The sequence below is a fragment of the Rhodococcus koreensis genome (assembly GCF_017068375.1).
GTDB classification, from domain to species: Bacteria; Actinomycetota; Actinomycetes; order Mycobacteriales; family Mycobacteriaceae; genus Rhodococcus_F; species Rhodococcus_F koreensis.
Genome location: NZ_CP070609.1, coordinates 8,790,753 through 8,814,254, shown reverse-complemented (window position 1 = coordinate 8,814,254; position 23,502 = coordinate 8,790,753). Strand labels below are relative to the sequence as shown.

General features: G+C 66.5%; 22 protein-coding genes and 3 pseudogenes. 15 read left to right on the top strand and 10 right to left on the bottom strand.

The genetic code is table 11. From position 1 onward, the window contains the following. Positions 1 to 4: 4 nt before the first annotated feature. Positions 5 to 970: pseudogene (locus tag JWS14_RS51550) on the bottom strand (histidine kinase); the annotation flags it as partial. Positions 971 to 1,688: 718 nt separating this feature from the next. Here JWS14_RS51550 and ygiD point away from each other — a divergent pair. Together ygiD and mihF are read left to right on the top strand one after the other, a co-directional pair. Next, a complete protein-coding gene (ygiD, locus tag JWS14_RS40165) occupies positions 1,689 to 2,534 on the top strand; it encodes a 4,5-DOPA-extradiol-dioxygenase (RefSeq protein WP_206016298.1) in 846 nt (281 codons plus the stop codon). A gap of 420 nt (positions 2,535 to 2,954) precedes the next feature. Beyond that, the gene (gene mihF, locus JWS14_RS40160) at positions 2,955 to 3,269 is read left to right on the top strand and encodes an integration host factor, actinobacterial type (protein WP_206015744.1); all 315 of its coding nucleotides are present in this window, start codon (positions 2,955 to 2,957) and stop codon (positions 3,267 to 3,269) included. Between the two features lie 512 nt (positions 3,270 to 3,781). Here the strand turns inward: mihF and JWS14_RS40155 are convergent. Further along, a complete protein-coding gene (locus JWS14_RS40155) occupies positions 3,782 to 4,021 on the bottom strand; it encodes a hypothetical protein (RefSeq protein WP_206015743.1) in 240 nt (79 codons plus the stop codon). 148 nt (positions 4,022 to 4,169) lie between these two features. On the opposite strand from JWS14_RS40155, the gene JWS14_RS40150 reads away from it, so the two are divergent. Beyond that, positions 4,170 to 4,574, top strand: coding sequence for a cupredoxin domain-containing protein (locus tag JWS14_RS40150; RefSeq protein WP_206015742.1), 405 nt, complete (start codon positions 4,170 to 4,172; stop codon positions 4,572 to 4,574). 259 nt (positions 4,575 to 4,833) lie between these two features. Here the strand turns inward: JWS14_RS40150 and JWS14_RS40145 are convergent, their stop codons facing one another. Continuing rightward, positions 4,834 to 5,217 carry a hypothetical protein gene (locus JWS14_RS40145; protein ID WP_206015741.1) on the bottom strand — a complete coding sequence of 128 codons (384 nt, stop codon included), beginning with the start codon at positions 5,215 to 5,217 and terminating at the stop codon, positions 4,834 to 4,836. 106 nt (positions 5,218 to 5,323) lie between these two features. Between JWS14_RS40145 and JWS14_RS40140 the strand changes: the two genes are divergently transcribed. Both JWS14_RS40140 and JWS14_RS40135 read left to right on the top strand, forming a co-directional pair. Then, on the top strand, positions 5,324 to 5,869 hold the full coding sequence (locus JWS14_RS40140; RefSeq protein WP_241031615.1) for an ABC transporter permease subunit: 546 nt from the start codon (positions 5,324 to 5,326) through the stop codon (positions 5,867 to 5,869). A 164-nt stretch (positions 5,870 to 6,033) separates the two neighbouring features. Beyond that, complete coding sequence (locus JWS14_RS40135; protein ID WP_206015740.1) at positions 6,034 to 6,303, top strand: hypothetical protein; 270 nt, start codon at positions 6,034 to 6,036, stop codon at positions 6,301 to 6,303. Positions 6,304 to 7,929: 1,626 nt separating this feature from the next. On the opposite strand, the gene JWS14_RS40130 is transcribed toward JWS14_RS40135, so the two are convergent. Both JWS14_RS40130 and JWS14_RS40125 read right to left on the bottom strand, forming a co-directional pair. Next, positions 7,930 to 9,162, bottom strand: a complete 1,233-nt coding sequence (locus JWS14_RS40130; RefSeq protein WP_206015739.1) for an McrC family protein — start codon at positions 9,160 to 9,162, stop codon at positions 7,930 to 7,932. Then, positions 9,159 to 10,898 (bottom strand): McrB family protein, encoded by a 1,740-nt coding sequence (locus tag JWS14_RS40125; RefSeq protein WP_206015738.1) that lies wholly within the window; start codon positions 10,896 to 10,898, stop codon positions 9,159 to 9,161. The genes JWS14_RS40130 and JWS14_RS40125 overlap by 4 nt, the downstream gene beginning before the upstream one ends. Before the next feature lie 345 nt (positions 10,899 to 11,243). Here JWS14_RS40125 and JWS14_RS40120 point away from each other — a divergent pair, with 345 nt between their 5' ends. Next, entirely contained in the window at positions 11,244 to 11,420 is a 177-nt protein-coding gene (locus tag JWS14_RS40120) for a hypothetical protein (RefSeq protein WP_206015737.1), read from the top strand. Positions 11,421 to 11,635: 215 nt separating this feature from the next. On the opposite strand, the gene JWS14_RS40115 is transcribed toward JWS14_RS40120, so the two are convergent. Beyond that, entirely contained in the window at positions 11,636 to 11,773 is a 138-nt protein-coding gene (locus tag JWS14_RS40115; RefSeq protein ID WP_206015736.1) for a hypothetical protein, read from the bottom strand. Between the two features lie 249 nt (positions 11,774 to 12,022). Between JWS14_RS40115 and JWS14_RS40110 the strand changes: the two genes are divergently transcribed. Continuing rightward, positions 12,023 to 12,505 carry a hypothetical protein gene (locus tag JWS14_RS40110; protein ID WP_206015735.1) on the top strand — a complete coding sequence of 161 codons (483 nt, stop codon included), beginning with the start codon at positions 12,023 to 12,025 and terminating at the stop codon, positions 12,503 to 12,505. Positions 12,506 to 12,733: 228 nt separating this feature from the next. On the opposite strand, the gene JWS14_RS51915 is transcribed toward JWS14_RS40110, so the two are convergent. Beyond that, entirely contained in the window at positions 12,734 to 12,997 is a 264-nt protein-coding gene (locus JWS14_RS51915; protein ID WP_241031614.1) for a hypothetical protein, read from the bottom strand. Here JWS14_RS51915 and JWS14_RS51910 point away from each other — a divergent pair. From JWS14_RS51910 to JWS14_RS50510, 5 genes and pseudogenes are all read left to right on the top strand, one after another. Beyond that, positions 12,918 to 13,181, top strand: a complete 264-nt coding sequence (locus JWS14_RS51910) for an excalibur calcium-binding domain-containing protein (RefSeq protein ID WP_241031613.1) — start codon at positions 12,918 to 12,920, stop codon at positions 13,179 to 13,181. The two genes, JWS14_RS51915 and JWS14_RS51910, sit on opposite strands and share 80 nt — an antisense overlap. 624 nt (positions 13,182 to 13,805) lie before the next feature. After that, entirely contained in the window at positions 13,806 to 14,381 is a 576-nt protein-coding gene (locus JWS14_RS40100) for a TerD family protein (RefSeq protein WP_072943909.1), read from the top strand. A gap of 115 nt (positions 14,382 to 14,496) precedes the next feature. Beyond that, positions 14,497 to 15,638: pseudogene (locus JWS14_RS40095) on the top strand (DUF475 domain-containing protein). A 187-nt stretch (positions 15,639 to 15,825) separates the two neighbouring features. Then, a pseudogene (locus JWS14_RS50515) lies at positions 15,826 to 16,275 on the top strand (TerD family protein); the annotation flags it as partial. 96 nt (positions 16,276 to 16,371) lie between these two features. Next, positions 16,372 to 17,010 carry a TerD family protein gene (locus tag JWS14_RS50510; RefSeq protein WP_241031717.1) on the top strand — a complete coding sequence of 213 codons (639 nt, stop codon included), beginning with the start codon at positions 16,372 to 16,374 and terminating at the stop codon, positions 17,008 to 17,010. A 278-nt stretch (positions 17,011 to 17,288) separates the two neighbouring features. Here JWS14_RS50510 and JWS14_RS40085 read toward each other — a convergent pair whose 3' ends face one another. Both JWS14_RS40085 and JWS14_RS40080 read right to left on the bottom strand, forming a co-directional pair. After that, complete coding sequence (locus JWS14_RS40085) at positions 17,289 to 18,416, bottom strand: TerD family protein (RefSeq protein WP_206015732.1); 1,128 nt, start codon at positions 18,414 to 18,416, stop codon at positions 17,289 to 17,291. A 157-nt stretch (positions 18,417 to 18,573) separates the two neighbouring features. Beyond that, entirely contained in the window at positions 18,574 to 20,613 is a 2,040-nt protein-coding gene (locus JWS14_RS40080) for a TerD family protein (RefSeq protein WP_206015731.1), read from the bottom strand. Positions 20,614 to 21,079: 466 nt separating this feature from the next. On the opposite strand from JWS14_RS40080, the gene JWS14_RS40075 reads away from it, so the two are divergent. Then, positions 21,080 to 21,550, top strand: a complete 471-nt coding sequence (locus tag JWS14_RS40075; protein ID WP_206015730.1) for a hypothetical protein — start codon at positions 21,080 to 21,082, stop codon at positions 21,548 to 21,550. Between the two features lie 105 nt (positions 21,551 to 21,655). Here JWS14_RS40075 and JWS14_RS40070 read toward each other — a convergent pair whose 3' ends face one another. Next, positions 21,656 to 21,826 (bottom strand): hypothetical protein, encoded by a 171-nt coding sequence (locus tag JWS14_RS40070; protein ID WP_206015729.1) that lies wholly within the window; start codon positions 21,824 to 21,826, stop codon positions 21,656 to 21,658. Positions 21,827 to 21,930: 104 nt separating this feature from the next. Here JWS14_RS40070 and JWS14_RS40065 point away from each other — a divergent pair, with 104 nt between their 5' ends. Together JWS14_RS40065 and JWS14_RS40060 are read left to right on the top strand one after the other, a co-directional pair. Further along, entirely contained in the window at positions 21,931 to 22,641 is a 711-nt protein-coding gene (locus JWS14_RS40065; RefSeq protein WP_206015728.1) for a hypothetical protein, read from the top strand. Further along, on the top strand, positions 22,641 to 23,297 hold the full coding sequence (locus tag JWS14_RS40060; protein WP_206015727.1) for an RES family NAD+ phosphorylase: 657 nt from the start codon (positions 22,641 to 22,643) through the stop codon (positions 23,295 to 23,297). Before JWS14_RS40065 ends, JWS14_RS40060 begins: the two co-directional genes overlap by 1 nt. The last annotated feature ends 205 nt before the right edge of the window (positions 23,298 to 23,502 follow it).

Here is a 23,502-nt window from a genome sequence, read left to right as displayed (position 1 = left end):
TCGGTTCGAGGGAAACGGGGACTGCCGAACGACGAGCCAGCGTCCGCACAGCCGACCCCAGCCCGCCCTTCGACAGGATCGCCGGATGGATCCCGTGCGAGAGTTCCCGCAGATCCTCCGACACACCCCTGAGCCCCAAGGCGACGGCCGACAACTGCTCCCTCACGTCCACCCACTCGGCCAGCACCGACGCCTCCGCCATACGCGCCTCGAGTCCCAGCGACACCAGCCGCTGCTGGGCCCCGTCGTGCAAGTCACGTTCCAGGCGGCGGCGCGCCTCGTCGGCGGCCGCGACGATCCTGGCCCGCGAGACGATCAATTCGCACGGGTCGCCGCATTGGCGATCGCGGTCGCGACGAGATCGGCGAAGTCACCGAGTCGGGCCTCGGTGTCCGCGGGCAGCGGCTCGGTGCGCCGCGATCCGACGATCGCCGCGCCCCACACCCGTTCGTCCACGACGATCGGGACTCCCACGATCGAACCGAAGCCCTCGGCACGAATACGCGTAGCAACCGCCCCACCGACGTGTGCGTGGTTGTCGATCCGGGCGCCGTGGCCGGTGCGCAACACGATCGCCCCGACGTCGCCGCCCACCGTCGAGATCCTGTCCCCGGTCACGGGCATCCCAGTCACCCCCGGCTCGTATCGAACCGCGACCAACGTCCCGGTGCCGTCCCCCTCGTACCGAAGCACGGCGTCGACCACACGCAGCCAGAGCGCCAATTCTTCGGCCACCGCCGTGAAGACCTCCGAGGGTCTCACCCCACGCGCCGCCAATGTTGCCACTCGACGCAGTGAAGCCTGGTGTTCGGCGAGGATCGCGAGTTCATCCCGGCTCGCGTCCGCCTCCCGGCGGCGCAGAACCGCCTCCGCGGCGCAATCTGGCCTGACCCGCCATGAGGTTGGCCACCAGCGCGACGGGCAGGAACACCACGACGGCCAACCAGTCGCTGACCCTGGTCGGGATCAGGGCCCTGCACGCCGCCGAGGTTGTGCAGCTCGGGCCGCGCTCCTGCGGTGCGGGCTGCGTTCACCACGGCGTCGAGTTGGTTGAGATGCATCACTTAACGCCGACCGGGAATGATCCGGGTGTTCGATCCGCGCCGGTGTCCTGTCGCCGGGGCTGGCTTTGAGTCACTCACCCGCACAGTTGTGCCAACTCCTGCTGGCTATGCCACCAAATAGCACGATCCCGATGATGGCGAGCCAGAACGGGCCCTTGATCACGAACCACCAAACTGTGGGCGATCGCCGGTCGGCGCGTCGACGACATTACCGCTGACGAGGATATCCCGCCGGCCATTAGCGGCAGGGTCGAGTCGACCGGTTGCTGCTCGCCGTCAACCACCGCGTCCCGATCACGTAACGGGCGGTCCGGGGGCTGAATACTAATCTCACGGAGCCTAAAGCAAACCTAAGTCGGGGTCCCCCACCGGTTTCTGAATCGGGTCCTTTCTAGAGAAATTTCCCTGTCCGGCAAGATAAAACGGCCACAGGTAAACGCTCGGAAGGACAACCGCCGACGGACACACGCCAGACGGGCGACGAACAACCCGATAGTACGACTCCGATCGGCGGGCAAATCGCGTCAGCGTGGCGGGTCACCGCCATGCCGGAAAGTCGAGGACAATGACATTGCCTCGGACTGGAGACAAATCGTGAACGCAGAGACAGGCTCGAACCTCGTCATGCCGGCGGCGTTCATCGGACACGGCAACCCGATGAACGCAGTCGAGATCAACCGCTACACCGCCGCTTGGAAGGCGTTCGGGCAGGCGGTGCCTCGCCCCCGCGCGATCCTGGTCGTCAGCGCGCACTGGTACATCAACGCGACCGCGGTCACCGCCATGCCGCGGCCGCGCACCATCCACGACTTCTATGGGTTTCCCCCAGAGTTGTTCGACGTGCAATACCCCGCACCAGGACTGCCCGAACTCGCCACCGAGATCAGTGACACCGTCCACCCCACCTGGGTCGGTGCCGATCTCGACAGCTGGGGAATCGACCACGGCACCTGGTCGGTACTCGTCCACGCCTTCCCCGACGCCACGATTCCCGTCGTCCAGCTGAGTATCAACGCGGACAAACCCCTGGACTACCACCTCGAACTCGGCGCCAAGCTGGCCCCGATGCGCGAGCGCGGCGTACTCGTCGTCGCAAGCGGCAACGTCGTCCACAACCTCCGCGGCATGAACTGGACACTCGCCGACGACGGTTACGACTGGGCCAGGCGATTCAACGAAGACGCCAAGACTCGGATGCTCACCAACCCGACCGAGTTCGCGACACTCGACGCCCACCGCGACTTCACCCAGGCGGTACCGACTCCGGACCACTTCATCCCCGCCTTGTACCTGGCCGGGCTGGCGGCCGCCTCACTGAAACCCGACATCGATGTCCTGGTCGACGGCTACGCATACGGCTCGCTGTCGATGACCGCCTACACCCTCGATCTCCCCTGCCCGACCACGACCGAACTGGGTGGATCCCCATTGCCGCCGGCAGAGCTCCCACCAGACGCCTCCAACATCTGAGGGCAACGACAAACACCACCGACGTGACAGCCGACACGGAGCGGAACAGCTACCTCGTCACGGGATCCCGCAACCCACCTGCTCAATGCCTTCGGTGTAGCTCATCCCTCGGCCACCCAGGCACACGAACGCGCCAGCGGCGGTGGCGGCGCCAGGCGGGCTTCCGGATCGACGATGCCGGGGACCAGTCGGGATCGGCAGCCCTGTCATCCCTCTGCTCACCCTTCACCTACACGCCGGTCGGAGAGAGGGCCGCGCAGAGCTCAGATCAGCACCCCGGGCATCCGCGTGCAAGCACTGCGGCCATGAGCTGTGCACGACCCGCCCGGTCCACGCGCACATCGTCATGGCCTCACCTGGCACGATCATCACCACAGCCGGCCAGGCGATCTGGCCGAACAGAGCAGCAAGGAGCACCTCATGGCATTGCCTGTCTTGACCCCGGAACAACGCGCCGAGGCACTGGCGAAGGCCGCAGAAGCCCGCAAAGCGCGTAGCGAACTCCTCTCCGCCGTGAAATCCGGCGAGCTGAGCATCGCCGAAGTCCTCGCCAAAGCCGAAACCGACGAAACCGTGAAGAAGACGAAGGTGACTGCCCTGCTCAAGGCGCTCCCCGGCGTCGGACCGGTGAAAGCCGCAGAACTCCTCGAAGAATTGTCGATCGCCGAGACCCGACGGATCGGTGGACTCGGAGCCAACCAGCGCCAGGCACTGATCCACGCAGCCGGCGCCTGATCCGGGCACACCCCGCCCTGTCACATCGGCGCATCCGGCGACAGCGGCACGCTTCAATTCCTAGAAGCCGGTCTCAACCTGCACGACTGTGGACCGGCACCGACACGCATGACGGTATGTCCTTTGCTGCGCGCCCGGCGCTGCCGGTCAGGCGTGACGGACAACGTCTTGGACGAGTTGTACGCGGGAAGTGAGGCCGAGTTTGGTGAAGACATGGGTGAGGTGGCACTGTACGAGACAAAAGCCGCGCGGCAATCTCCTTGCTGCCCGCTGACCAGGTCGACGATGTCACCCGGTCGGTGTGAGTGAGCCCAGCCACTCGTCGGCAGTCTGCGTTCACCGTGACCGCGCCGAGCGTAGGCGATCGCTGCGCCGGTGGACAGAGCAGCACCCTCCGCCCACACATCGTCAAAATCGTGGTCGCCCATCGCGCACGCAACTCGGCCAGGAGGCCTCGTAGCGGACTTGGTAGATCTTGAACCGGACCCCGGCCGATGCGCTGCCGGATCGCCTCAGCCGCGTCGAACAGCCGCGTGCCCTCGTGGTTCGGTGGCCAAATCAGGCAGCCCGACGATGCCCACCGCCACAGGAGCGAGGACGAACCAGGGGATGAACTGATCGAATTCGTTCCAGTGGCGCAGCGATGCCAGCTCCAGGGCTGCGCCCACACAGGTGAACGCTGCCAGGCCGATCAGCACTGCACAAAACGACCCGACCAGTCGCTGTTCATCTCGGGATTGGGTGGCGCTCATGCGACCCCGTGTCGTGTCGGTCGGGGAAACGTCCGGTCGCCCTCTGGATATACACCCGAACGACTGTCCGATCAGGTTCACCGGGGCGGGCGAAATTTCTCTCACGTGTTTGGTGAACGGAATGGGTCGATGATTCGTGGTATCGGGTATGAAGCTCTCCGCAGCTCTGCTGGCGGCTGCCGTCGTCGCGGCGTGTGCGCTCACCGCCTGCAGCGATGACGGCGGCAGCACCGTCGACTACGCACCCACCCCGACGATCACCGACACGACGGCGATGCCGTCCTCCGAAGGGGCGGTGGCGGCGGGAACGAACGAGATCGTCATCTCGGGATTCGCGTACACGGTGCCCGCCACGGTGGCGCCCGGCGCGCAGGTCACCATTCGCAACAGCGACACGGCCGAACACACGGTGACCGCGGACACCGGCGGCACGTTCGACGTCGAGATCGAGGGCGGCGAGACCGCAACATTGACGGTGCCGCCGACACCCGGTACCTACCCGTTCCATTGCACGTATCATTCGAACATGCACGGTGACTTGACCGTCGGGTGACGAGGTCATCGCCGATCCGGGTTCGACGCGGTGGGAATGCGCAGCTTCCTGCCCGCGCCGCGCACGGTGGATGAGGCGCTCGCGAGCACGCTCAACATCTCCGGTCTCGTGACCATGACTGCAGTGAACTCGACACCGTGGTTCTGCTCATCTACGACGGCGTTGCGCGCGGTCGGGGACGGTTCCTGCAGATTGGACGGGCTACCCGGAAATCAGTGAACCCTCGGGAGTCCGGTTTCGTGAATAGGTTTATGCCCGCTCAACAATCCGGGGCGGCCCCGGAATCCGACGGGATGCGGTCGACGGCGCTGGTCCGCGGGCTGATCGCCACGTCGAGCACTCGTTGTTCGCCGTCGAGTTGCAGGGCCGCGGCGGCCCTTGCGCGCTCTTCAACCACGGAGAGTCCGTGCAGGCTCAGCGCCGCGACGACGGTCGGCCGCCACAGCCGCTCGTAGGCGGCGGCAACCCGGTTGTTGGTCATCGCGCGCTGCGCGAGAGTGCGCCGTGTCGGTGGACTCGATTCGAGCAGGTCGATATAGCCGGTGTCCGAGTAGCTCGACGAGTGCAGCGCGTCCTCGCGGACGGCCGCGAGCAGATCCCGGCTATTCCGCTGATCGACGAGCAGGCGCAGCGCGCGCCACACCCTCGCTGGCCGCCTGCACCAGCAGCGCCGCCACCACCGCGACAGAGCCGGGATCACCCCCGGGGCGCACTTCAGGCATCGGGATCACGAACTGCCGGTCCTGCTGTTGATCTTCGCCATCGGGGCCGGTGCATACGCGATCGGCGGGAGCGAGGAGGACGGCACCCTCGAACTGCTCCTGTCCAACCCGGTGACCCGCGGACGTGTCCTGATCGAACGATTCGTCGCCGTCCTCGCGCTGTCGCTCGGCCTCGGGATCGTCACCACCGCGAGCCTTCTCGCGTTCTCCCCACCCTTCGGTCTGCTCGCGGGCGTGTCGATCCCCGGACTCGTCGCGGCCGTGTTCGCGGCGACCGCCTTCGGGCTGATGCACGGCGCGATCGCGTTCGCTGCCGGCGCCTGGACCGGCCGCCGGTCGGCGGCGATCGCCACCGCCGCAACCGTGGCCGTGGTGGGAAACCTCCTCAACGCCGTCGCCGTGTCGAGCGAGAGCCTGCACTTCCTGCGGTTCGCCTCACCCTGGCACTGGTACGGGGGTCGCAACATGCTCGCGCAGGGGATCGCGCTCGAGCCGTTCCTCGCCCCGATGGCCGTCTCGGTGGTCTGTGCGGCGGTGGCCTGGTGGAGCCTTCGACGGCGGGATCTGCACTGACCACCCGTCACACGTGGGATGAACTTCGAACCGCGTCACGTCCCGGCGGGCAGCGGGCCGGTCCGCCGGCGGTGACACGTTTGCGGTGCGCGCCCGGTAGTCCACTCCGCACTCACGACAGGGTGTGCGGGGCCGGTGTTTTCGCCGGAAGGGCGCCGCGGCGGATGTCACTGGGGGCGGGCCAGGCCGTCGGATACGTGTTCCCCCAGCGCCGCTTCGCCTCCCCCCACGAACGGGACAGCACGCTCGACGCGGTCCACGCCCGCGGACTGGACCCGGCCGGCAAGGAAGACCGGGGCCAGTTCCACGCCTGCTTCTACCTGTCCCGTCCCGCGTCCGACGTCGAGACCGAGCCATTGACACGGCTGCTGAGCGGACTCACCGTCGAGGCCGGCAGCGAGGAGGCCGACGCGGCATGTCCCCGGGTTCGATGATGTACTGGCCATCGGGTCGCCGTGGATGCTTACCCGACGAGGAGCGGGTCGTAGCGCCCGCGAGCTGACCACTCGTTGTGCTGCCCGAGGTCGTCGTTTCCGTCGACGTTCGATGCCCGCCGCGAGCAGCCGGTCGATCAGTGTCGATCAGTACGGACGAGACGTTGCAAACTTCGAAATCGGCGAGCCGCTGGGGACGGTGTCCGAGCGCAGCAGAGCCGACGAGAGCGGTATCGGTTGGTGGGGAAGCCTTGATGAGGTGCCACCGATCCACCCTGTGTGAGCGCCCGCCTCGCACAGATTCTGCCGCCCCGAGCGGGTTCGGGTTTCATGCCCGGAACCTTCACGGCCGCGCTGCACGTCACGGTCAGCTGCGATCTGGCGGCGTGGCGTGCAGGGTGGATCATCGGACGACAGTAGGTCGGATTTCGGGAATCCGCCCGAGGTCATCGACCACCGGGGAGGATCTTGGCGAGCAGTGCATGCAGTTGCCGCTGTTCACGTGTGGTCAGTGCCGACAAACGATGAATGCTCCGCGGTGTCCGGCTGTTCGGTCTGCTTCGGCGCCGCCGGCACCCATTCCGCAGTTGTTGCACCACTGTCCCTCGAGCGTCGCTCGACGACGTCACGCTGGTGAGAGAATTCGCGGCGGTCCCCGTGGGCCTACCGCCCAACCGGTTGGACTGCTCGAGACAGAAGGAAACGATGTCACTGGAGCGGCCGTCGGTCAGTACCCTCGGATCCGCCCGCACCGCGTCGAGATGCTCACAGGCTTGTTGCCACCGTTCGGGAAACGCCGCTTCGACCTGAACGTCGCCGGGGACGTCTTTGGAGCTGCTTGATAAGCCACGCCAGTCGTCGAACCCGGGGTTGCCTCGTTCGGCGCCTCCACGCCTTGGATGTTGACCGCGCATACGAGCGTGGCGCCTATACGTACGGTGGGGACAGGTCTCAGACACTGACCCGGGCTACGTCGTCAGTTCCGGCTGACCCTCCAATCGGCATAGCCACTCCTTGCGTGCGACCTCACGTCGCAATTGTGGTACTGCTTGAGTCTCAGCGGCGGGGTGAATCGCAGCCCGGTCAGATACGGGTCCCCACGCGGTGGCGGGGTGAGATACCGGATGAAGAGGCAATTGACCCACAGGTCCCGGCCCGAAGTGTCGCGGCCATCCGGTGAGCCCTGCTGAGATTTTCGGTGAATACCCTCGCGTTGAGTCCGTACCCGTGTGTCGTTGGCGAGGGCGACGGCGTCGGATTCCTCGTCGAAGGGTTGGTTGCACGACGGCGACGGGACCGACAGATTTCTTCCGGGCGACACGCGAATCTACGGGTGTATCGAAGACGACGGTGGGACGGACCACCGTGATGATCTTGCCGCCGCACGATCTGCGTCGCTTCCTTGAGAGGACCGCCGATACGCATGGTCTCGGCTCGCACGATGACGCGATCGAGAAAATGCGGTTGGGCACCACTGCGACCAACCACGCCGAAGACGGATAGCGGTCGAGGAACCCGAGATCCTGACCCAGTTCTCGTACCGCGGAAGCGTGCGTGCCAGGGGTCGTCACCCGCACAGCTTGCCGGGCACGGGAGAAGGCGGAGCCACTGACCGAACAAGGATCGTCAGACAGGACCTGCCGTTCTCTCGACGATGCGGTCGGCGAGTCCGGTGATCGACGCGAGTAACCGGTCCGGCGGCAAGGTCAAATCCACCGCGTGACAAACGATGGTGATGTCGGCGCCGACTACCTGCACGGTCGCCGGCGCCGTTTCGCCCTGGGCGTATACCAGATGGCCGTGCGACAGTCCGAGCGCCGTGCAGTACGCCACGAGTTGGTATATGTCCGCGGTCGGAACCCCGCTGTGCGCGGTCTTGTACTTGGCGTCGACCACCGAGACCGGCCTCCCCTCGGCGTCGTACCACGTCAGGTCCGGTTCGATGGTGACCGTGCACCCGTGGTCGAGAAACCGGTCCGGCTCCGGCCGCCGGGGGCGGGCGCCCCGCCCACCGCGCTCGGCGATCTCCTCGCCGAGCGCGGTCATCAGGAAGTCCTCGTACACCGACCACATGTCCACGACGAAGCCGGAGACGGTCACGTCACCGATCCGCTGCTGGACCGACCGGTTCGCGAGCACCAGCTCGGCGAGCTGCAGCGCCCAGTGGTAACGGGTATTCAACCGGGTCGGGTGCCACCGGGGCTGCTCCGTGCCGGGAACCGGCGGGGTGATCTCGCCGAGTGCCCGGCGCAGCCCGAGCAGTCGGGCTCGCAGCCGCTGCGGGATCCGCGGCATCCGCAGCAGCGTCAGGGTCGCGGCGAGCAACAGCTGGTTCTCGGCGATGTCCGCGCTGTACTCGTCGTAGCGCACCTCGACCGGCAAGGCCAGGCCGAAGCGCCGGCCCATCTGCTCGCCCGCACGGAGCCGGCCGCGCAGCACCGCGCCCGACTCCTCGACGGTGCGGTAGCCGCACAGCAGCCCGGTCTCGATGGCACGCTGCGTGGCCCGGGTGAACCCCTCCGCCAACGCCGGGATCAGCTCGGCGTGGCTGTCGAGGGCCGCGGTGTGGGTGGTCCAGAACTTCGGGTCGTGCACGTAGCCCATAAGCCACAGCAGCCGGTCGACCGGAACCTTCGGCTCCACGAGCACGTGCAGATCCCCGATGGTGACGGCGCCGACCTTCTTGTTCGCGGCCAGCGCGAACCGGCCCGGGCTCAGGGTCGGAGTGACCGCGACCAGATCGCTGGCCGCCAGCGCCGCGGCCTGGGAGGGTGTCAGGCCGACCTCGGGGCGGCACCGGTCACACCACCCGCGCTCGTGCCGGCACGCGGGGAACTCACGCAGCGTCAGCGCCGTCAAGGGGACTCACCCCCGGAGGCGATCTTCTCCAGCACCGCGAGGCCGTAGGTCGCTTCGACGTCCACCGTGCGGTCACCGAAGTGGTACTCCTCGAGCAGCGGCAGGATCGAGGTCTCCCACACCTGACTCAGGCCGCCGGCGTTGTGCACGGCCGGGCGCATGAAATACGACGGCCCGATCTGGAAGTTCGGGTCCGGGATGCGGGCATTGAGCGCATCGTGCAGATCGGCGACCTTCGACGGGTAGTTGCGGGCGTGCAGCCACCGCCGCAGCATCTGGTTCGTCGGCGCGAGCGCCGGATGCAACGGCAGGAACCCGAAACGGCGACGCATCGCCGCGTCGACCAGGGCGATGGACCGGTCCGCGGTGTTCATCGTGCCGATCATCAACAGATTCCGCGGAAGCGTGAACGGCTCGGTGTCCTGCGACGAATACATCAGGTCGATGGCCTCGTCGCGGTACTCGAGCAGGAAGTACAACTCCCCGAATATCTTGGCGAGGTTGCCACGGTTGATCTCGTCGATGATCAGCACGAACACCTGATCCGGGTGGCCGCGGGCCCGCTCGACGAGCACCCGCAACGGTCCAGGCTTGAGCTCGAACCCGACCTGCCCGTTGCCCGCAGGCAGCGGGCGGAAGCCCTCGAAGAAGTCCTCGTAGCTGTAGGCAGGGTGGAACTGGACGATCTTGACATTGTCCGCACCGTCGGCCAGGTGCCGCGCCAACGCCTTTGCAACGTACGTCTTTCCGGTACCGGGCGGTCCGTAGAAGATCAACTGCGGGCGGTCGCGAAGCAGGGTGACGCACTTGGCCAACCAGCCCAGATCGACGTGCAGCTGGTCTGCAAGTTCCTGGCCCGGATCGGGCAGGTCGGCGTCGAGCAACGACACATCGACGTCGTCCACGGTCTCGGGGTCGACCGCATCGTTCTTGGCGGCCTTGGCCGGACGCCACATCGATACCCACGGATCGCGATAATAGTCGATGGGCCGGTTCTGCTCGGCCTCGAACGCGCGGTTGATGTCGTGGAGGTCGACCTCGACGTCCGGGGACACCGGCCGATCCAGGTACGACGCGAAGGTGTCACGGATGAGCTTGCGGTCCTTGCCATTGACCAATGGCAGGAAGAACTTCGGGAACGCCAGATAGCACAGGGCGGCGCGCTGGGCCGGCTCGTTGGGCCTGGCCACCTCCGCCAGCGCGTCCCGGAACTCGAGCGGGTCCTCGGCGATCCTGGCGCGGCGTTCGTCGGACAGGGCATGTAGATGCAGGCCGAAGAAGATCAGCAGCCAGATCTGGGACCAGCGACGCACGCCGAATGCGGTGCCTCCGTTGAAGGCACCGATCTGCGCGGCCCGCACGATCTCGTCGGGAACCGGGACGGGACTGGCCATCATGTCGAGCACCTGCTCGACGCGGTTGACCTTGGTCTTGCCAAGATAGTTCGCCAGGGGCAGCACATTGAGCAGGAGCAGTTCGGCGAAGAGTTGGATGGCGCCGTCGGAGGCGTCGTCGAACCGGACCCGAAGCTTGTCGAAGAAGCCCTTGTCCGGGCTTTGGTCGGGGCGGTCGATGTAGATCCGCTTGAGTTCGGCGAAGTTGTCGCTGCTCCACACGGCCGCACCGGGGGTGAGCACCGAGTCGCCCTTCAGGTATCCATCGACGATCAGCCGACGGCCAATCCCTTCAAGCTCGTCGACACCGTCGCGGCCCCTGGCAGTGAACTCGGCAGTCATACCTGCACTTCTACAGGGCGGATCCGACGCACATGCCGGCGGTCACTGGATCTCCGGCCCGCCGAACCCCGCTGGCTCGCTGATCAGCGGTTTCGGCTGGCCCGGTGATTGAGTCGCCCGCGGGAGGAACCCTGACCGGGCCAGACAGCCGCTAACGTAACTAATGGGCGGGTTCTCCCTGGTTGAGCATCCGCAAGGTCCGGTCGTGCCAGGTACGCGTCGAGATCGCGCTGCAGGGCGCGGAATTCGATGGCCCGCTCCCGCCCCAGGTGGGCCGGAGATCGCCGAGGCCATCACGATGCCCCCGGCCGCTTGAGAACGCCTGGCCGCGGCTACTACGGTTCGGTGAGCCACAACGTCAAGGTGATCTACACCGCCACCTGGGCCGGTACGACAGCAACCCCGCCCACCTGTAGCCGCACCCGCCGACCGCCACGCACCGCTACGTCGACTTCATGGGGCGGCGCGCATGCCATCGTCACCAAGGCCCGCACCTGCTACGACGCCGACGACTTCCTCTGAGTCGCCGAGGTAACGAGCACCTGACGCTGGACGCGCACCTGACCAACGTGGACACTACCTATCGGCTGGTGCTGCGCAACGGCGTCCTGACCTAAACAAAGGCGGCGCCGGCGGACGCCATGCTGAGCCTCCCGGTGATGACACTGCCCGTTGTCGCAACCGGCGCGACGGCTCCCGATCAGCTCGCCGCGGCTGGGTCCGACGCATCCGTGCTGTCACATCTGCTCGGGTCTGGCGCGGCGTGCGTCGGTGAGTTCGTCCTGGAGCTCTACGGCTCGTTTCCGGGCTGCCGCTGCCTGGGCGGACACGAGATCCGCTGTGGTGGTGGCGAGTTCGTCGCGGACTGTGTCCACACGGGCGTTCGGACCAAAATTGCGGTCCGGGGCCTCCATCAGACCAACTTCACGCCGGTCATCGGTGGCCGTCGCCGCTGCCACGGACGATCGGATTCAGCCCGGACCTGGGCTATCTCGCCACCGAGCTCCCCCGAACATCGGATCACCGCACTACCGAGGTGTCACAATGGTGCACCGCCCGGTGTCTTCATGCCGGCTGGCTTCCCGAGACACCGGAGTCACCTACACAACCGCCAGGGAGATCCTATGAACCTCAGTCTGTGGATTGCTGCCGGACTGCTGGCCGTAGTCGCTCTAGTCGCTGTCGGATCCGCAATTCACGCTCGACGGCAAGAAACACTTAACACCGATCCTCGGTGGCCCATGTTCGACTTTGCGTCCATAGCGCGCTCCTACTACGACGGATTGCTCCTTGCCTGCATGCTGCGATGGTGCACTCCTAGTGAAATATGGTGGGGTGATACCCCTCTTGATCAGATCTCGGCTATCAGCGCACTCCTCGCCAGAACCCGCGTCAAAGAGGATCAAATGATCCTGTTTCCGGAGTTGCTGCTCGCCGCAGCACAGGGCAAGGTGCCGACGGACGCGGCTACTGATGCGGCGACTCGCATCGCCACGGAAGCTGCTAGTTGGGAACCCGCCGAGCGCGTCGGCATCCTGTGTGGCCTCGCACTCATGGATGAGTCGGGTCTCGACATCGGTAGCTCCATTGACGCGCTCGATGCTTGATGAAGTTGGCCAGGCACGCAATCGGGTTCGATCACGGTTATATCTTGCTTGCACAGGTTGACGGCGATTTCCGGGTCGGGCCTTCCGAGAGGTCAGCCCGCCCTTGCGCACTCACCGTGACCACACTGATGCGGCGGGACGGCGGCGTCTCGGCGACGCACGCCGTGAGCCCCTTCCGTGTCGGCGATGTATATCGGCTGACCGATACACATGATCCGGTTTGTCTGATTACATGCCCTTGGTGAGGAAGACGACCTTTGCGATAACCCTGATCGCCGGCGCTGTGCTCGTGACCGGATGCGGAAGCAGCAAGACCCAGTCCAGCACCACACCGACCACGACAGCGTCCGTTGCACGAGTCGTCGACGCATCGAGCGCCAGGCCGACCACCACGTCACGACCGGCACCGACAATGACCACGGTTGCCGCTCCGGTCAGCACCTCACCGGCTGCCGTGCAGCCGGTCGCCCCGGTAGTTCCTACCACCACCATTGCCGTGGCACCACCACCGGCGCCGGTCGCGATTCCGACGCCCCCGCCCGTACCGAAATCGACGGTCAGCTACGGATCTTGCGATGAAGTGCGAGCCGCCGGCGCGGCACCGATCTACAAGGGTGAGCCCGGATATTCGACGAAGCTCGACCGCGACAAGGACGGAATCGCCTGCGACAAATGACACGTCGCGAAGCTCCCTGAAACGTCGCCCGCGCTCGACGCACTCGGCTGCGCCCCGTGAGGACCGGACGCCCACAGGACCGCAGTGTCAGGCGTGCATGCGCCAGCTGAGCCAATCCGCACCACCTCCGCTAATCCCCCAGTCGGCCCTTCACGCCCCCGAGTACCGTCGACCGGCCACACGCGGATAGATGCCACTGAGGTGGACGACATCGCCGTCCATCACTGTCCCCGGTCTCCGTGCTGCCACCATCGCCGTTCCGCTGCTCGGCGATAGCTCAGGGTCCAGTTCAACCCAGACGAAACGGGGCACCCACGTGCCTCGGTGTGCAGATTGCACGCCGACCGTCGATCCCCGCTGCGTGTCCGGCCGAGTCATTTACTGGGTATACAGACAACGCGCACGCCTTCTGGTAGCACCAGAACCAGCTCCAGTCGAGGTGTCGGGATCGCTCACTACTCAAGGCAGACAACCGTTCACGCGCCACGCGAACCGGTTTGCACCGAAATCGCGCGTCCTCTCGCATGACCGAATCCCCACGATCTATGGTGAGCGTGCTCGAACATCTGCGGGGGTGGCAAACATCTGTATGCACGCCCCTATCCCCTGTGTGAAAGGACCTCCATGGGCGTCACCCTTGCCAAAGGCGGCAACGTTTCCCTCGACAAGCAGGCCCCCAACCTGACCGCAGTTGCGGTAGGGCTGGGCTGGGACGCGCGCTCGACCACCGGCCACGAATTCGACCTGGACGCCAGCGCACTGGCCACCGGTGAGAACAAGAAGGTCCTGTCGGACCAGCACTTCGTGTTCTACAACAACCTGCGCTCCCCGGACGGGTCGATCCAGCACGAAGGCGACAACCTCACCGGCGAAGGCGACGGAGACGACGAGGTGATCAACGTCGACCTCAAGGCGGTGCCGCCGAACATCACCAACATCTTCTTCCCGGTCTCCATCCACGACGCGCACCAGCGTGGCCAGAGCTTCGGGCAGGTCACCAACGCGTTCATCCGCGTCGTCGACCGCAGTACCGGCAACGAACTGGTCCGCTACGACCTCACCGAGGACGCCTCCACCGAGACCGCCATGACCTTCGGCGAGCTCTACCGGCACAACGGCGAATGGAAGTTCCGTGCCATCGGCCAGGGCTACGCCTCCGGGCTGGCCGGTATCGCCCGCGACTACGGCGTCAACATCTGACCTCACTGGGTCGGGGAGGGCGCACATGTCCGCGCCCTCCCCAGGCGTTCGGCCCGCGGTCTACATACCCCTGCAGTAGCCACCCTGCATGCCCACTAGAGAAAGGCCACGCTTCGTGGTTCTGCGAATATTCGGTCTCTCCTTCGCCGTGACGGTGATCTCCCTGATCATCGCGGCGATCTACGGAGGCCCCCAGGCCGTCCTCCTCGTGGTGATCCTGTCGATCCTCGAGATCTCGCTGTCCTTCGACAACGCCGTCATCAACGCCACCGTGCTGCGCCGCATGAGCGAGTTCTGCAGAAGATCTTCCTCACCGTCGGCATCGTCATCGCGGTGTTCGGCATGCGCCTGGTCTTCCCCCTCGTCATCGTCTGGCTCGCGTCCGGCCTCGGCCCCGTCGCCGCCCTCGACCTGGCCCTCAACCCGCCCGCCGACGGCGCCGCGTACTTCCCCGACGGCAGCGCCAGCTACGAAACCCTGCTCACCGACGCGCACCCGCAGATCGCGGCGTTCGGCGGCATGTTCCTGCTGATGCTCTTCCTCGGCTTCATCCTGGAAGAGCGTGAGATCACCTGGCTGTCCTGGCTGGAGAAGCCCCTCGCCCGCGCCGGCAAGCTCGACCAGCTGGCCGTCATCCTCGCCGGCGTCCTGCTGCTGATCACCGCCGCCTACATCGCCCCCGAGGACACCGTGTCCACCGTGATGATCGCCGGCGTCCTCGGCATGGTCACCTACATCGCCGTCAACGGTCTCGGTGAACTGTTCAACACCCCCGAGGAAGACGAAGACGGCGAACCGATCGAAGGGTCCAAGGGCGGACCGACCGAGCTGGCCAAGGCCACCGGCAAGGCCGGGTTCTTCCTGTTCCTCTACCTCGAGGTCCTCGACGCGTCGTTCTCCTTCGACGGTGTCATCGGCGCCTTCGCAATCACGTCCGACCCGATCATCATCGCCCTCGGCCTCGGCTTCGTCGGCGCGATGTTCGTCCGCTCCATCACCGTGTTCCTCGTCCGCAAGGGCACCCTGTCGGACTACGTGTACCTCGAGCACGGCGCCCACTGGGCCATCGGCACACTGGCCGTGATCCTGCTGATCTCCATCGGCTACCACGTCAACGAAAACGTCACCGGCCTCGTCGGCGTCGCCCTGATCGGTGCCGCGTTCATCTCCAGCATCGTCCGCAACCGCCGGGGCCTCGAACCGGTCGAGGCGACCGGTGAGCGTGACGACGAACCGGAAAAGGTCACCGTCGGCTGAACAGGCTGATCGATCACCGGCCGAGCTCGCCCCAGACGGCAACCGGGACATTGTTCACCCCGCCGCGGCTGGCGCGGCGGGGTGAACCCGAAACGGTCGCCCCCCTTTGCCCCTCTGGGCGCCGACTAGCAGCCACACCCGGTGCGAGCGGCACCTTTTCATCACAGCAACTGCAGGAGAGAGACCCATGACTTCGCTTGTCCGCGGTCAGAACACCCCACTGACCGCACCGCAGCTGACCGTCAACGTCGCCGGCGTCACCCCCGGGACCGTCGACCTCATGGTTTTCCAGGTCACCTCCACCGGAAAGGTGCGAAGCGACAGCGACTTCGTCTTCTTCAACCAACCCGCCTCCCCCGAGGGAGCGGTCCGGCTCACCGGCCCCAGCACGGTCGCGGTCGACGTCACCAAGGTGCCGTACGGGATCGACACGCTGCGCCTGGCGGTGAGCATGGACGACTCCGCTCCCGGCAGCCTCGCCGCCATTCCCGGCCTCGGCGTCACGCTGGGTTCGGTCTCGGCCCCGGCCCTGGGCCTGACCACCGAACGGGCCGCCGTCCTCGCCGAGATCTACCGGCGCGGTGAACAATGGAAGATCCGGAACGTCTCCGCCGGCTGGGACAGTGGCCTCAAGGCCCTCGTCACCGAACACGGTGTCACCGTCGACGACGCCCCCACCCACCCGCCTGTCCCCACCCCTGCGCCCACTCCCCCGATCCCGTCACCTGCGAACGTGATTCGCCCTCCCGTACCCACCCCGCCTCCGGCGCCGCAGCCGCGGGTCCAGCTCAGCAAGATCACCCTCACCAAGGCCGCCCCCACCGTGTCCCTCGCCAAGGGCGGCGACACCGGCACGATGCGGATCAACCTCAACTGGACCCGCGGCCGGCGCGGACTCCTCGGCAACGGCGCGATCGACCTCGATCTCGCCTGCCTCTACCAACTCACCAACGGATCCAAAGGCGTCGTCCAAGCGCTCGGCAACGCGTTCGGCGATCTGAACTACCCGCCCTACATCGCCCTCGACGGCGACGACCGCTCTGGCACCAACGCCGGCGGCGAGAACCTGCACATCAACCTCGCCCACCTCGCGGACTTCAAACGCATCCTCATCTTCGCCTACATCTACGACGGCACCCCGAACTGGTCCGCTGCCGACGGCGTGGTCACCTTGTACCCACCCCACGGCCCCCAAGTAGAAGTGCGCCTCGACTCGCCCGACAACCGCGCCCGATCCTGCGCCATCGCTCTCCTGAAAAACGAAAAGAACGAACTCACCGTCACACGAGAAGTGCGGTACATCAACGGAACCCAATCCGAAATCTCCAAAACCTACCGCTGGGGCCTCAAATGGACCGCCGCCCGCAAATAACTACGCACGAGTGGACCGCTCGAGGGTGATCGACACGGGTGATCACCGCCGGACGGACATTCCCACATCGGGCGGCCACACCGCGATGTCAGCACGAGTGCCGGGAGCGATCACCGACTGAACCGAAGCTGATCGGACTCGCCTCGGTAGCCGCTCAGTGTCCCACCGCACAGCCAGACACCGTCCGGCAACTGTGGCTACCCGACAGTGGCCATTTGGTACGGGGCGAAAGCTCTCGGCACCGACGGTCCCTCAAGGTGTGTGCCATCACGGCGGAACTATTGGGGGGCGACCCGCCAGCGCTTGGGTTTGGTCCACGACGCGGCACTGAATGCCTCGAGGAGTTTGCCGCTGTCAGGGTCCTCGACGAACCGGAACATCCACGGTCCGTCGAATCGATATCCTTCCTCGACCGCTTTGTCCGCCCACATCCGCAGATCGAATGCGATCGAATGCAGCTTGCACGGACCGGTTCCGACCCCACCACGCCATTCCGGAAAGTCCAAGTCCGGGCGGTACCCGTACCGCTTGGTCATTCCGTCCTCTTCGTAAGTGATACGAACGCCGAACGGATCTCGCGTGTACGCGGGCCTGCACGTGAAGGCCACCTTGCTGATCGTGTACTCGTCGACCTGGTCTGTGGGATCGAACGACAGTTCCCACCAAATGTTCTCCGGATCGATACCGGTCCCGTTCAAGGCAACCTCGAACATGTGCTCGAGGTCGAAATGCAGCATCTCGAATCCCGACGGCACATCATAGGAGGAATCGCCAGCCGGGGTGCGGACGGTGAACTTCTTCTTCACCGGATAGACGATGAGGACGATCTGTCGACTCGTTGGTGTTGCCGGGGTGCGAGCCGGTGCCGGGGTAGAAGTTGGTACCGGCTCGGGAGCCGGCGGGGCGGGGTCGTCGACTGTGACGCCGTGTTCGATCACCAGCGCTGCCAGGCCGCGGTCCCACCCCGCCGAGATGTTGCGGGCTTTCCACTGATCACCGCGCCGGTAGAGCTCGAGGAGAACCGCGGCACGTTCGCTGGTCAATCCGATTGCGGCAGCATCGACACGGGTGCCATCCTGGCCGCACACCCTCACCCCGAGTCCCTTGATCAGTGCGAGGCTGCCGGTAGCGGCGTCGTCCAGCGCAACCGCGATACGCAGAAGCTGCACGTCGGCCGGAATCTGCGGCAGATCAACCTCCACCGTGCTGGTTCCGGACAGGCGCACGGCGCCCTCGCGGGAGGTGGGTTGGTTGAAGAAGATCAGGTCGTCGTCGCGGCGGACCTTCTCGGCGGAATCGAGCTGGAAGACCAATAGGTCGACCGTGCCCGGGGTGACACCGGCAACGTCGATGGTCAGTGGCACATGGCTGAGCGCAGTGTTCTGTCCGCGGATCAATGCCGTCATCGTTCGTGGTGCCGCGCCGGTGCGCGATCCTCTCTACTTCTGCCGGTAGATACGTGTAGTTCGGTCAATACGTGAAATGCGCACGAGCATCCGGTCACTGACGCACGACTTCACCACCATCCGAAGGCGGCGCAACGTCGAACACGCATACCGAGGGTTACTCCCCCTCGGATTCTGCGGTCTCCGGCTTCGGCTGTTCATTCTGTTTCGGCGCTGCCGGCACCCATTCCCGCAGTTGTTGAACCACCGTGCCGTAGAACGCGTCGGTCGATGACGTCACGCTGGTGATGAAGCTCGCCGCGGTGCCCGACCGCCGACCGCCCATCGGGAAGGTCTGTTCGAGGGAGAAGGACACGATGTCCCCCGAGCGCCCATTGGTCAGTACCTTCGGATCCTTACGCACCGTGTCGAGGTGCTCGCAGGCTTCGTTGCCGCGCTCGGAGAACACCGCTTCGACCTCAACGTCGCCGGGCACGTCCTTGAGCTGCCTGAGTAGCCACGACAGCCGGCGACCGGAGGTTCCCTCGTTCGGTGCCTCCACGGTGGTGCGGCAGCGGATCTTGTTGGTCCGCACATCCGCGGTCACCACCAGATCACCGGCGGTCTCCGGGACCCGCAGCACCGCTTCGAACACCCCGTCGGTCGCCAACCTCTCGGCTACCGCCGCATTGCGGGCGGCCGGGTCGCTACCGTGGCGGCGGGGCAGGATGTGTTTGACGGTGACACCGAGTTCGGCGGTCAACCGCAGCGCGAGATGACGGGAGAGGGACACCCAGGTGTCGGCCACGGCGGCGGCCTTCTGGTCGCCGGCGCGCAGGATACCGGCGGTGACCGCGTCGCGGACGGTCACCCAGTGCCGGCCCATGTCGACGAACTCCGCCGCCCCGGAGCGGGGGTGGTCGAGGTAGCGCAGGAACTCGGCCAGGATCCAGGCCTGCAGGTCGTCGTCGATACCGCCGTGCGAGAGCAACATCCGTGCCTCGTGCGCCACCTCCGCCCACGACAAATGCCGCAGCGCGACCTTGGCGAGCTTGCGACGGTCGACCTCCACCGGCAACTCCCCGGCACTGGCGGGGACGTCGTTCGACAGGCTGACCACCACGTCGTACTTCTTCTTCCGCGCCACATCGAGATAGTTCTCGAGCTGCTCCTTCCTGAGCTTGCCGTTGCCGGTCTTGACCTCGAGCAGGCCGGTCCACACCCTGGCACCGCGGGAGACCTTCAGCACCGCGTCCGGGATCACCTTGCTCTCACCCCGCTCGTACGCCACCTCGACATAACCTTCGAAGACACCGACCGGTGCCCCCATCCGGGCGCACACCGCCCGTGCGAAGGGGTGCACCGCCTGCATGGTGGCGATCAACGCGGAGGTAGCCCGCCGCTCCTGTTCCTCACCGGTCCCGACACCGATGACCGAGAACAACCGCGCCGGCTGCCAGGTGTCCTGTTCGGCGAGGGTGAATTCGACCGGCTTCGACTTGCGCACCGCTCGCTTGGCGGTGCGGACACCCCGGGTCCTCGGCTTCGCCTGTGTCGCCGGTGCGGTGGGTGTGGCGGGCAGTTCGGGCACCAGATGCGTGGCGTCACCGGCGGACCCGTGCGGCGGCGCAGCGGGTTCGACACTGCCGGATGAGTCATCACCGGTGGCGGGTTCGAGATCCGGCTCGTTGTCGATGTCGACACCGAAATCCGTGGCCAAACCCGCCAGCCCGGACTCCCAGCCCTGCCCGACCGCCCGGATCTTCCACTCCCCATTGCGGCGGTACACCTCGCCGAACACGAACGCCGACTCGGTTGTGGCATCGGCCGTGACGTACTCCGCCAACGTGTACCCGGCCCCGTCGACGACACGCAGAGCGAGCTTTCCGAGATCACCGAACCTGCCGTTGCCCACACTGCCGACCAAGGCCACGGTGTGCACGTCCTCGGGTACGGCGGACAGGTCGATCGCGATCCTCGCCTGCGCACCTTCCTCGGTGCCGCTCGTACCCAGGAACCGGATCGACCCGTCTGTCGACTCGGGCTGGTTGTAGAACACGAAATCCTCGTCGGAGCGGACCTTGCCGCTGGAGTTCAGCAGCAGAGCCGACGCATCGACCTCGACCTCCGATTCGGTCCACCCGAGCACCACATCGATCTGCTCCACCTCAGCGGGCAGCGACACGTTCTGTCCCTTGGACAGCATCGGAAACTCCACCAGAAACCACCCTCGTTCGACCCGGAACCGCACCAACCCTGCGCGGCCGGACAAAAGGCCGACGCCCGGTTACCGACGTCCGTCGCATCAACTGCGGATACTAATCGGTTCGTTTCATTCTTGGACACTACCCGGCAAACATTGTGTCGCCGCCGACCCGCATGGCGTCCACGGGTCGATTCTCCCGAGCAGACCGGTGTCATCCACGTGAATGACACTGTGAACCAGGCGAAGTGAGTCCGAGTGGCGGCGATCCGATAGCGGCGGGCTCAGCGCGTGGCTCCCGGCCGGGCCGCACCTCGGAGAAGATACGCGCGCTGCAGCTATCGCGCCCGCGATCGACAACCGCCTCGGCCTTGCCGCCGTCGCCGCATCACGCCGACGTCGCCACTGGAGTCCGCGATTCCGGCAACCCGTGGTGGATGTCCGGCGGAAGATGGCCTTACATCGCCCGAGAGGACCGGTCATGAAGGATTCATCACGCCCCCGTCTGCCGCGCCTTCTCGCGGCCGGAATCGCAACCCTGGCGACGCTGACGGCTGCGATCGTCGGTGCACCGACTGTGTCCGCGGCACCGGTCGATACGGTTCTGCCCGTTCCGGTGGCCGGCAACACGCTGTCGTTTCAGTATGCGACGTGGATGGGCATCTTCCAGGGCCGCGTCATCGCGCGAACCGACACCGCGACACCGGGTCTCACGTACTTCCGCATGGAGACCGGATGCACCGGGACCGTGCATTGGCGCAACCTCACCACCGGCGCGATCGGGGATGCCGAGGTGCGAGCATCCAACTCCCCGCAATCACCGCCACCGGCGGTCGCCGCGACCGGGTCCGGTGTCCTCGTCGCCACCATCACCCTGGGCATCCCCTACAGCACCACATTTTGGCCGGGGATGGGCGTGTGGACTGTGCCCCGACCGGGAAGGGAGAGCTGATTTCGAAGCGCGGGGGTGGCGTGGCAGCGCATGCCAGACCCCCGGTGACGTCACCGGGGCGCGGCCCCTTCACACCGGTGACCAGCCCCGCGGGCCTTGCACGCGTCAGGTGGGATCCCGCGGTGGTCGTTCGAGAGTGTTGTACTCATCGAGGACCTGGTCGACGGCGGTGGTCGGGATGCGGAAGTCGTTGCCCTCCGCAGCCCGGAGGCGGTCACGCACGTAGGCGAGCATGGCGAGTTCACGCTCGAGGTCTGCTGCGGTTCGGTCGCTCACGGTCCCATCCTGCCCTGTGGGCGGTGATCAACAGCATGTGCCCAGCACTCGCCGCAACGAAAGCAACGATGTAAGATATCGGTGCAAACGTAGCAAGGAGTGCCATGTCGACCCACCGATCGATCTCCCCCCGGCGACACCACAAGCTCGCCGGCCACCGGCTGCGCCGAGACACCGCGACCGGCCGCTACACCCGCTCCGGCGACCGCCCGCACGCCACTCCGTCGCCGGACGACCGGCGTTTGTCGGATCTGTCGACCCCCGAACTGATCGACGTCGTCGCCTCCGAACTCGCCGCCCGCCCAGAGATGCACCTGGTCCGCAACCAGGTGACCGCGCTGCTGGCGATGGCACCGACCCTGACCGACCGCACCCAGGCCGCCCGGATCGGCGCCGACCTCGTCGACGACGCCATCGCCCAGGCCGATCTCGAGCAAGCCGCCCGCCGGCACATCCTCGACCACCCGATGCTCACCGCCGGCCAGGTCGCCGCCGTCCTACGCAGGCCCGCATCAGATCGCACCGTCGCCTCGAGGCTCCGCACCACCGGCAAGGTCGTCGCCCTCCCGGTGGGCAACAGCTACCGGTACCCGGCGTTCCAGTTCGACGAGGCCACCGCCTCGGTCCGCGACACCGTCGCCGCGATCAACGCGGCCCTCGGTGCGGCCGCCGACCCCTGGGGTGTCGCGTCGTGGTGGCTGACCCCCTCCACCCGCCTGCCCGAGGGGCAGACCCCGGCCGACCTCGCCGCCGACCCGGACCCCGCTACCGGCCAGAAGCTCGAGCGGCTCGCCGCCGCGGTGCTGCCCGACTGATGCCGAACATCGAACCACCGGCCGCAGGACTGCTCCGGCCGGCGCATAAGACCGTGCTCACCGCCGGAACAGTGGTGTGGCGAGTGCACAGCAGCCACCGCGCCCCACACGCCCCGAACCCCACCGCCCAACCCGACGAACTCGCCGGCGGCCGCTTCGACTCCCTCGACGGCAGCTACGCCTACCTCTACATCGCCGACAGCCCCGACGGGGCGATCGCTGAAACCATCTGCCGGGACCTCCCCCTCGACCCCACCATCGCGCGGATCGTTCCCGCCTCCGCCGTGACCGGCCGCACCCTGACCGCCCTCACCGTCACCCGCACCCTCACCACCGCCGCACTCCACGGTCCACACCTGGCCGCGGTCGGACAGGACCTCTGGCTCACCAAATGCGAAGCCCGGCACTACGTCACCACAAGACGGTGGGCCCACGCCATCCGCGCCGCCGACGCCGACATCGACGGCCTCGCCTACCGACCCCGGCACAACGAAGACACCCTCGCCTGGATCCTCACCACCGACCCCGCGATCACACCCCACCCCGACCTGACCCTCGACCCCACCACCACGCCCCTGCCACTCGACCACGGCCCCGGCCGCGACCTCGTCGCCCGCATCATCGCCGACCACAGCGCCATCCTCTCCCCCACCTGAACCGCACCAGCGTCAACGCCGTCCGACACACGACGCCGACGGTGATGCGCACCGACCGCGACAAGCGACGGTCGCTTTCGGCTCTGTGAAACGATCCGTCAGTGCGGGCCACCGTCCCGGAGAGCGTCCGCGGACCACGAAGGGAGGTTCGCCCACCTGACCTCTAGGTTTGTCGCGCAGCACTCTCCACCTGGCTACCGGAGGG

Coding starts and splice junctions, on each gene's coding strand:
- ygiD (WP_206016298.1), top strand. CDS start 1,689: ATGCCGGCGGCGTTCATCGGACACGGCAACCCGATGAACGCAGTCGAG.
- mihF (WP_206015744.1), top strand. CDS start 2,955: ATGGCATTGCCTGTCTTGACCCCGGAACAACGCGCCGAGGCACTGGCG.
- JWS14_RS40155 (WP_206015743.1), bottom strand. CDS start 4,021: ATGAGCGCCACCCAATCCCGAGATGAACAGCGACTGGTCGGGTCGTTT.
- JWS14_RS40150 (WP_206015742.1), top strand. CDS start 4,170: ATGAAGCTCTCCGCAGCTCTGCTGGCGGCTGCCGTCGTCGCGGCGTGT.
- JWS14_RS40135 (WP_206015740.1), top strand. CDS start 6,034: ATGTCACTGGGGGCGGGCCAGGCCGTCGGATACGTGTTCCCCCAGCGC.
- JWS14_RS40125 (WP_206015738.1), bottom strand. CDS start 10,898: ATGACTGCCGAGTTCACTGCCAGGGGCCGCGACGGTGTCGACGAGCTT.
- JWS14_RS40110 (WP_206015735.1), top strand. CDS start 12,023: ATGAACCTCAGTCTGTGGATTGCTGCCGGACTGCTGGCCGTAGTCGCT.
- JWS14_RS51910 (WP_241031613.1), top strand. CDS start 12,918: ATGACCACGGTTGCCGCTCCGGTCAGCACCTCACCGGCTGCCGTGCAG.
- JWS14_RS51915 (WP_241031614.1), bottom strand. CDS start 12,997: ATGGTGGTGGTAGGAACTACCGGGGCGACCGGCTGCACGGCAGCCGGT.
- JWS14_RS40100 (WP_072943909.1), top strand. CDS start 13,806: ATGGGCGTCACCCTTGCCAAAGGCGGCAACGTTTCCCTCGACAAGCAG.
- JWS14_RS40085 (WP_206015732.1), bottom strand. CDS start 18,416: ATGACGGCATTGATCCGCGGACAGAACACTGCGCTCAGCCATGTGCCA.
- JWS14_RS40075 (WP_206015730.1), top strand. CDS start 21,080: ATGAAGGATTCATCACGCCCCCGTCTGCCGCGCCTTCTCGCGGCCGGA.
- JWS14_RS40065 (WP_206015728.1), top strand. CDS start 21,931: ATGTCGACCCACCGATCGATCTCCCCCCGGCGACACCACAAGCTCGCC.
- JWS14_RS40060 (WP_206015727.1), top strand. CDS start 22,641: ATGCCGAACATCGAACCACCGGCCGCAGGACTGCTCCGGCCGGCGCAT.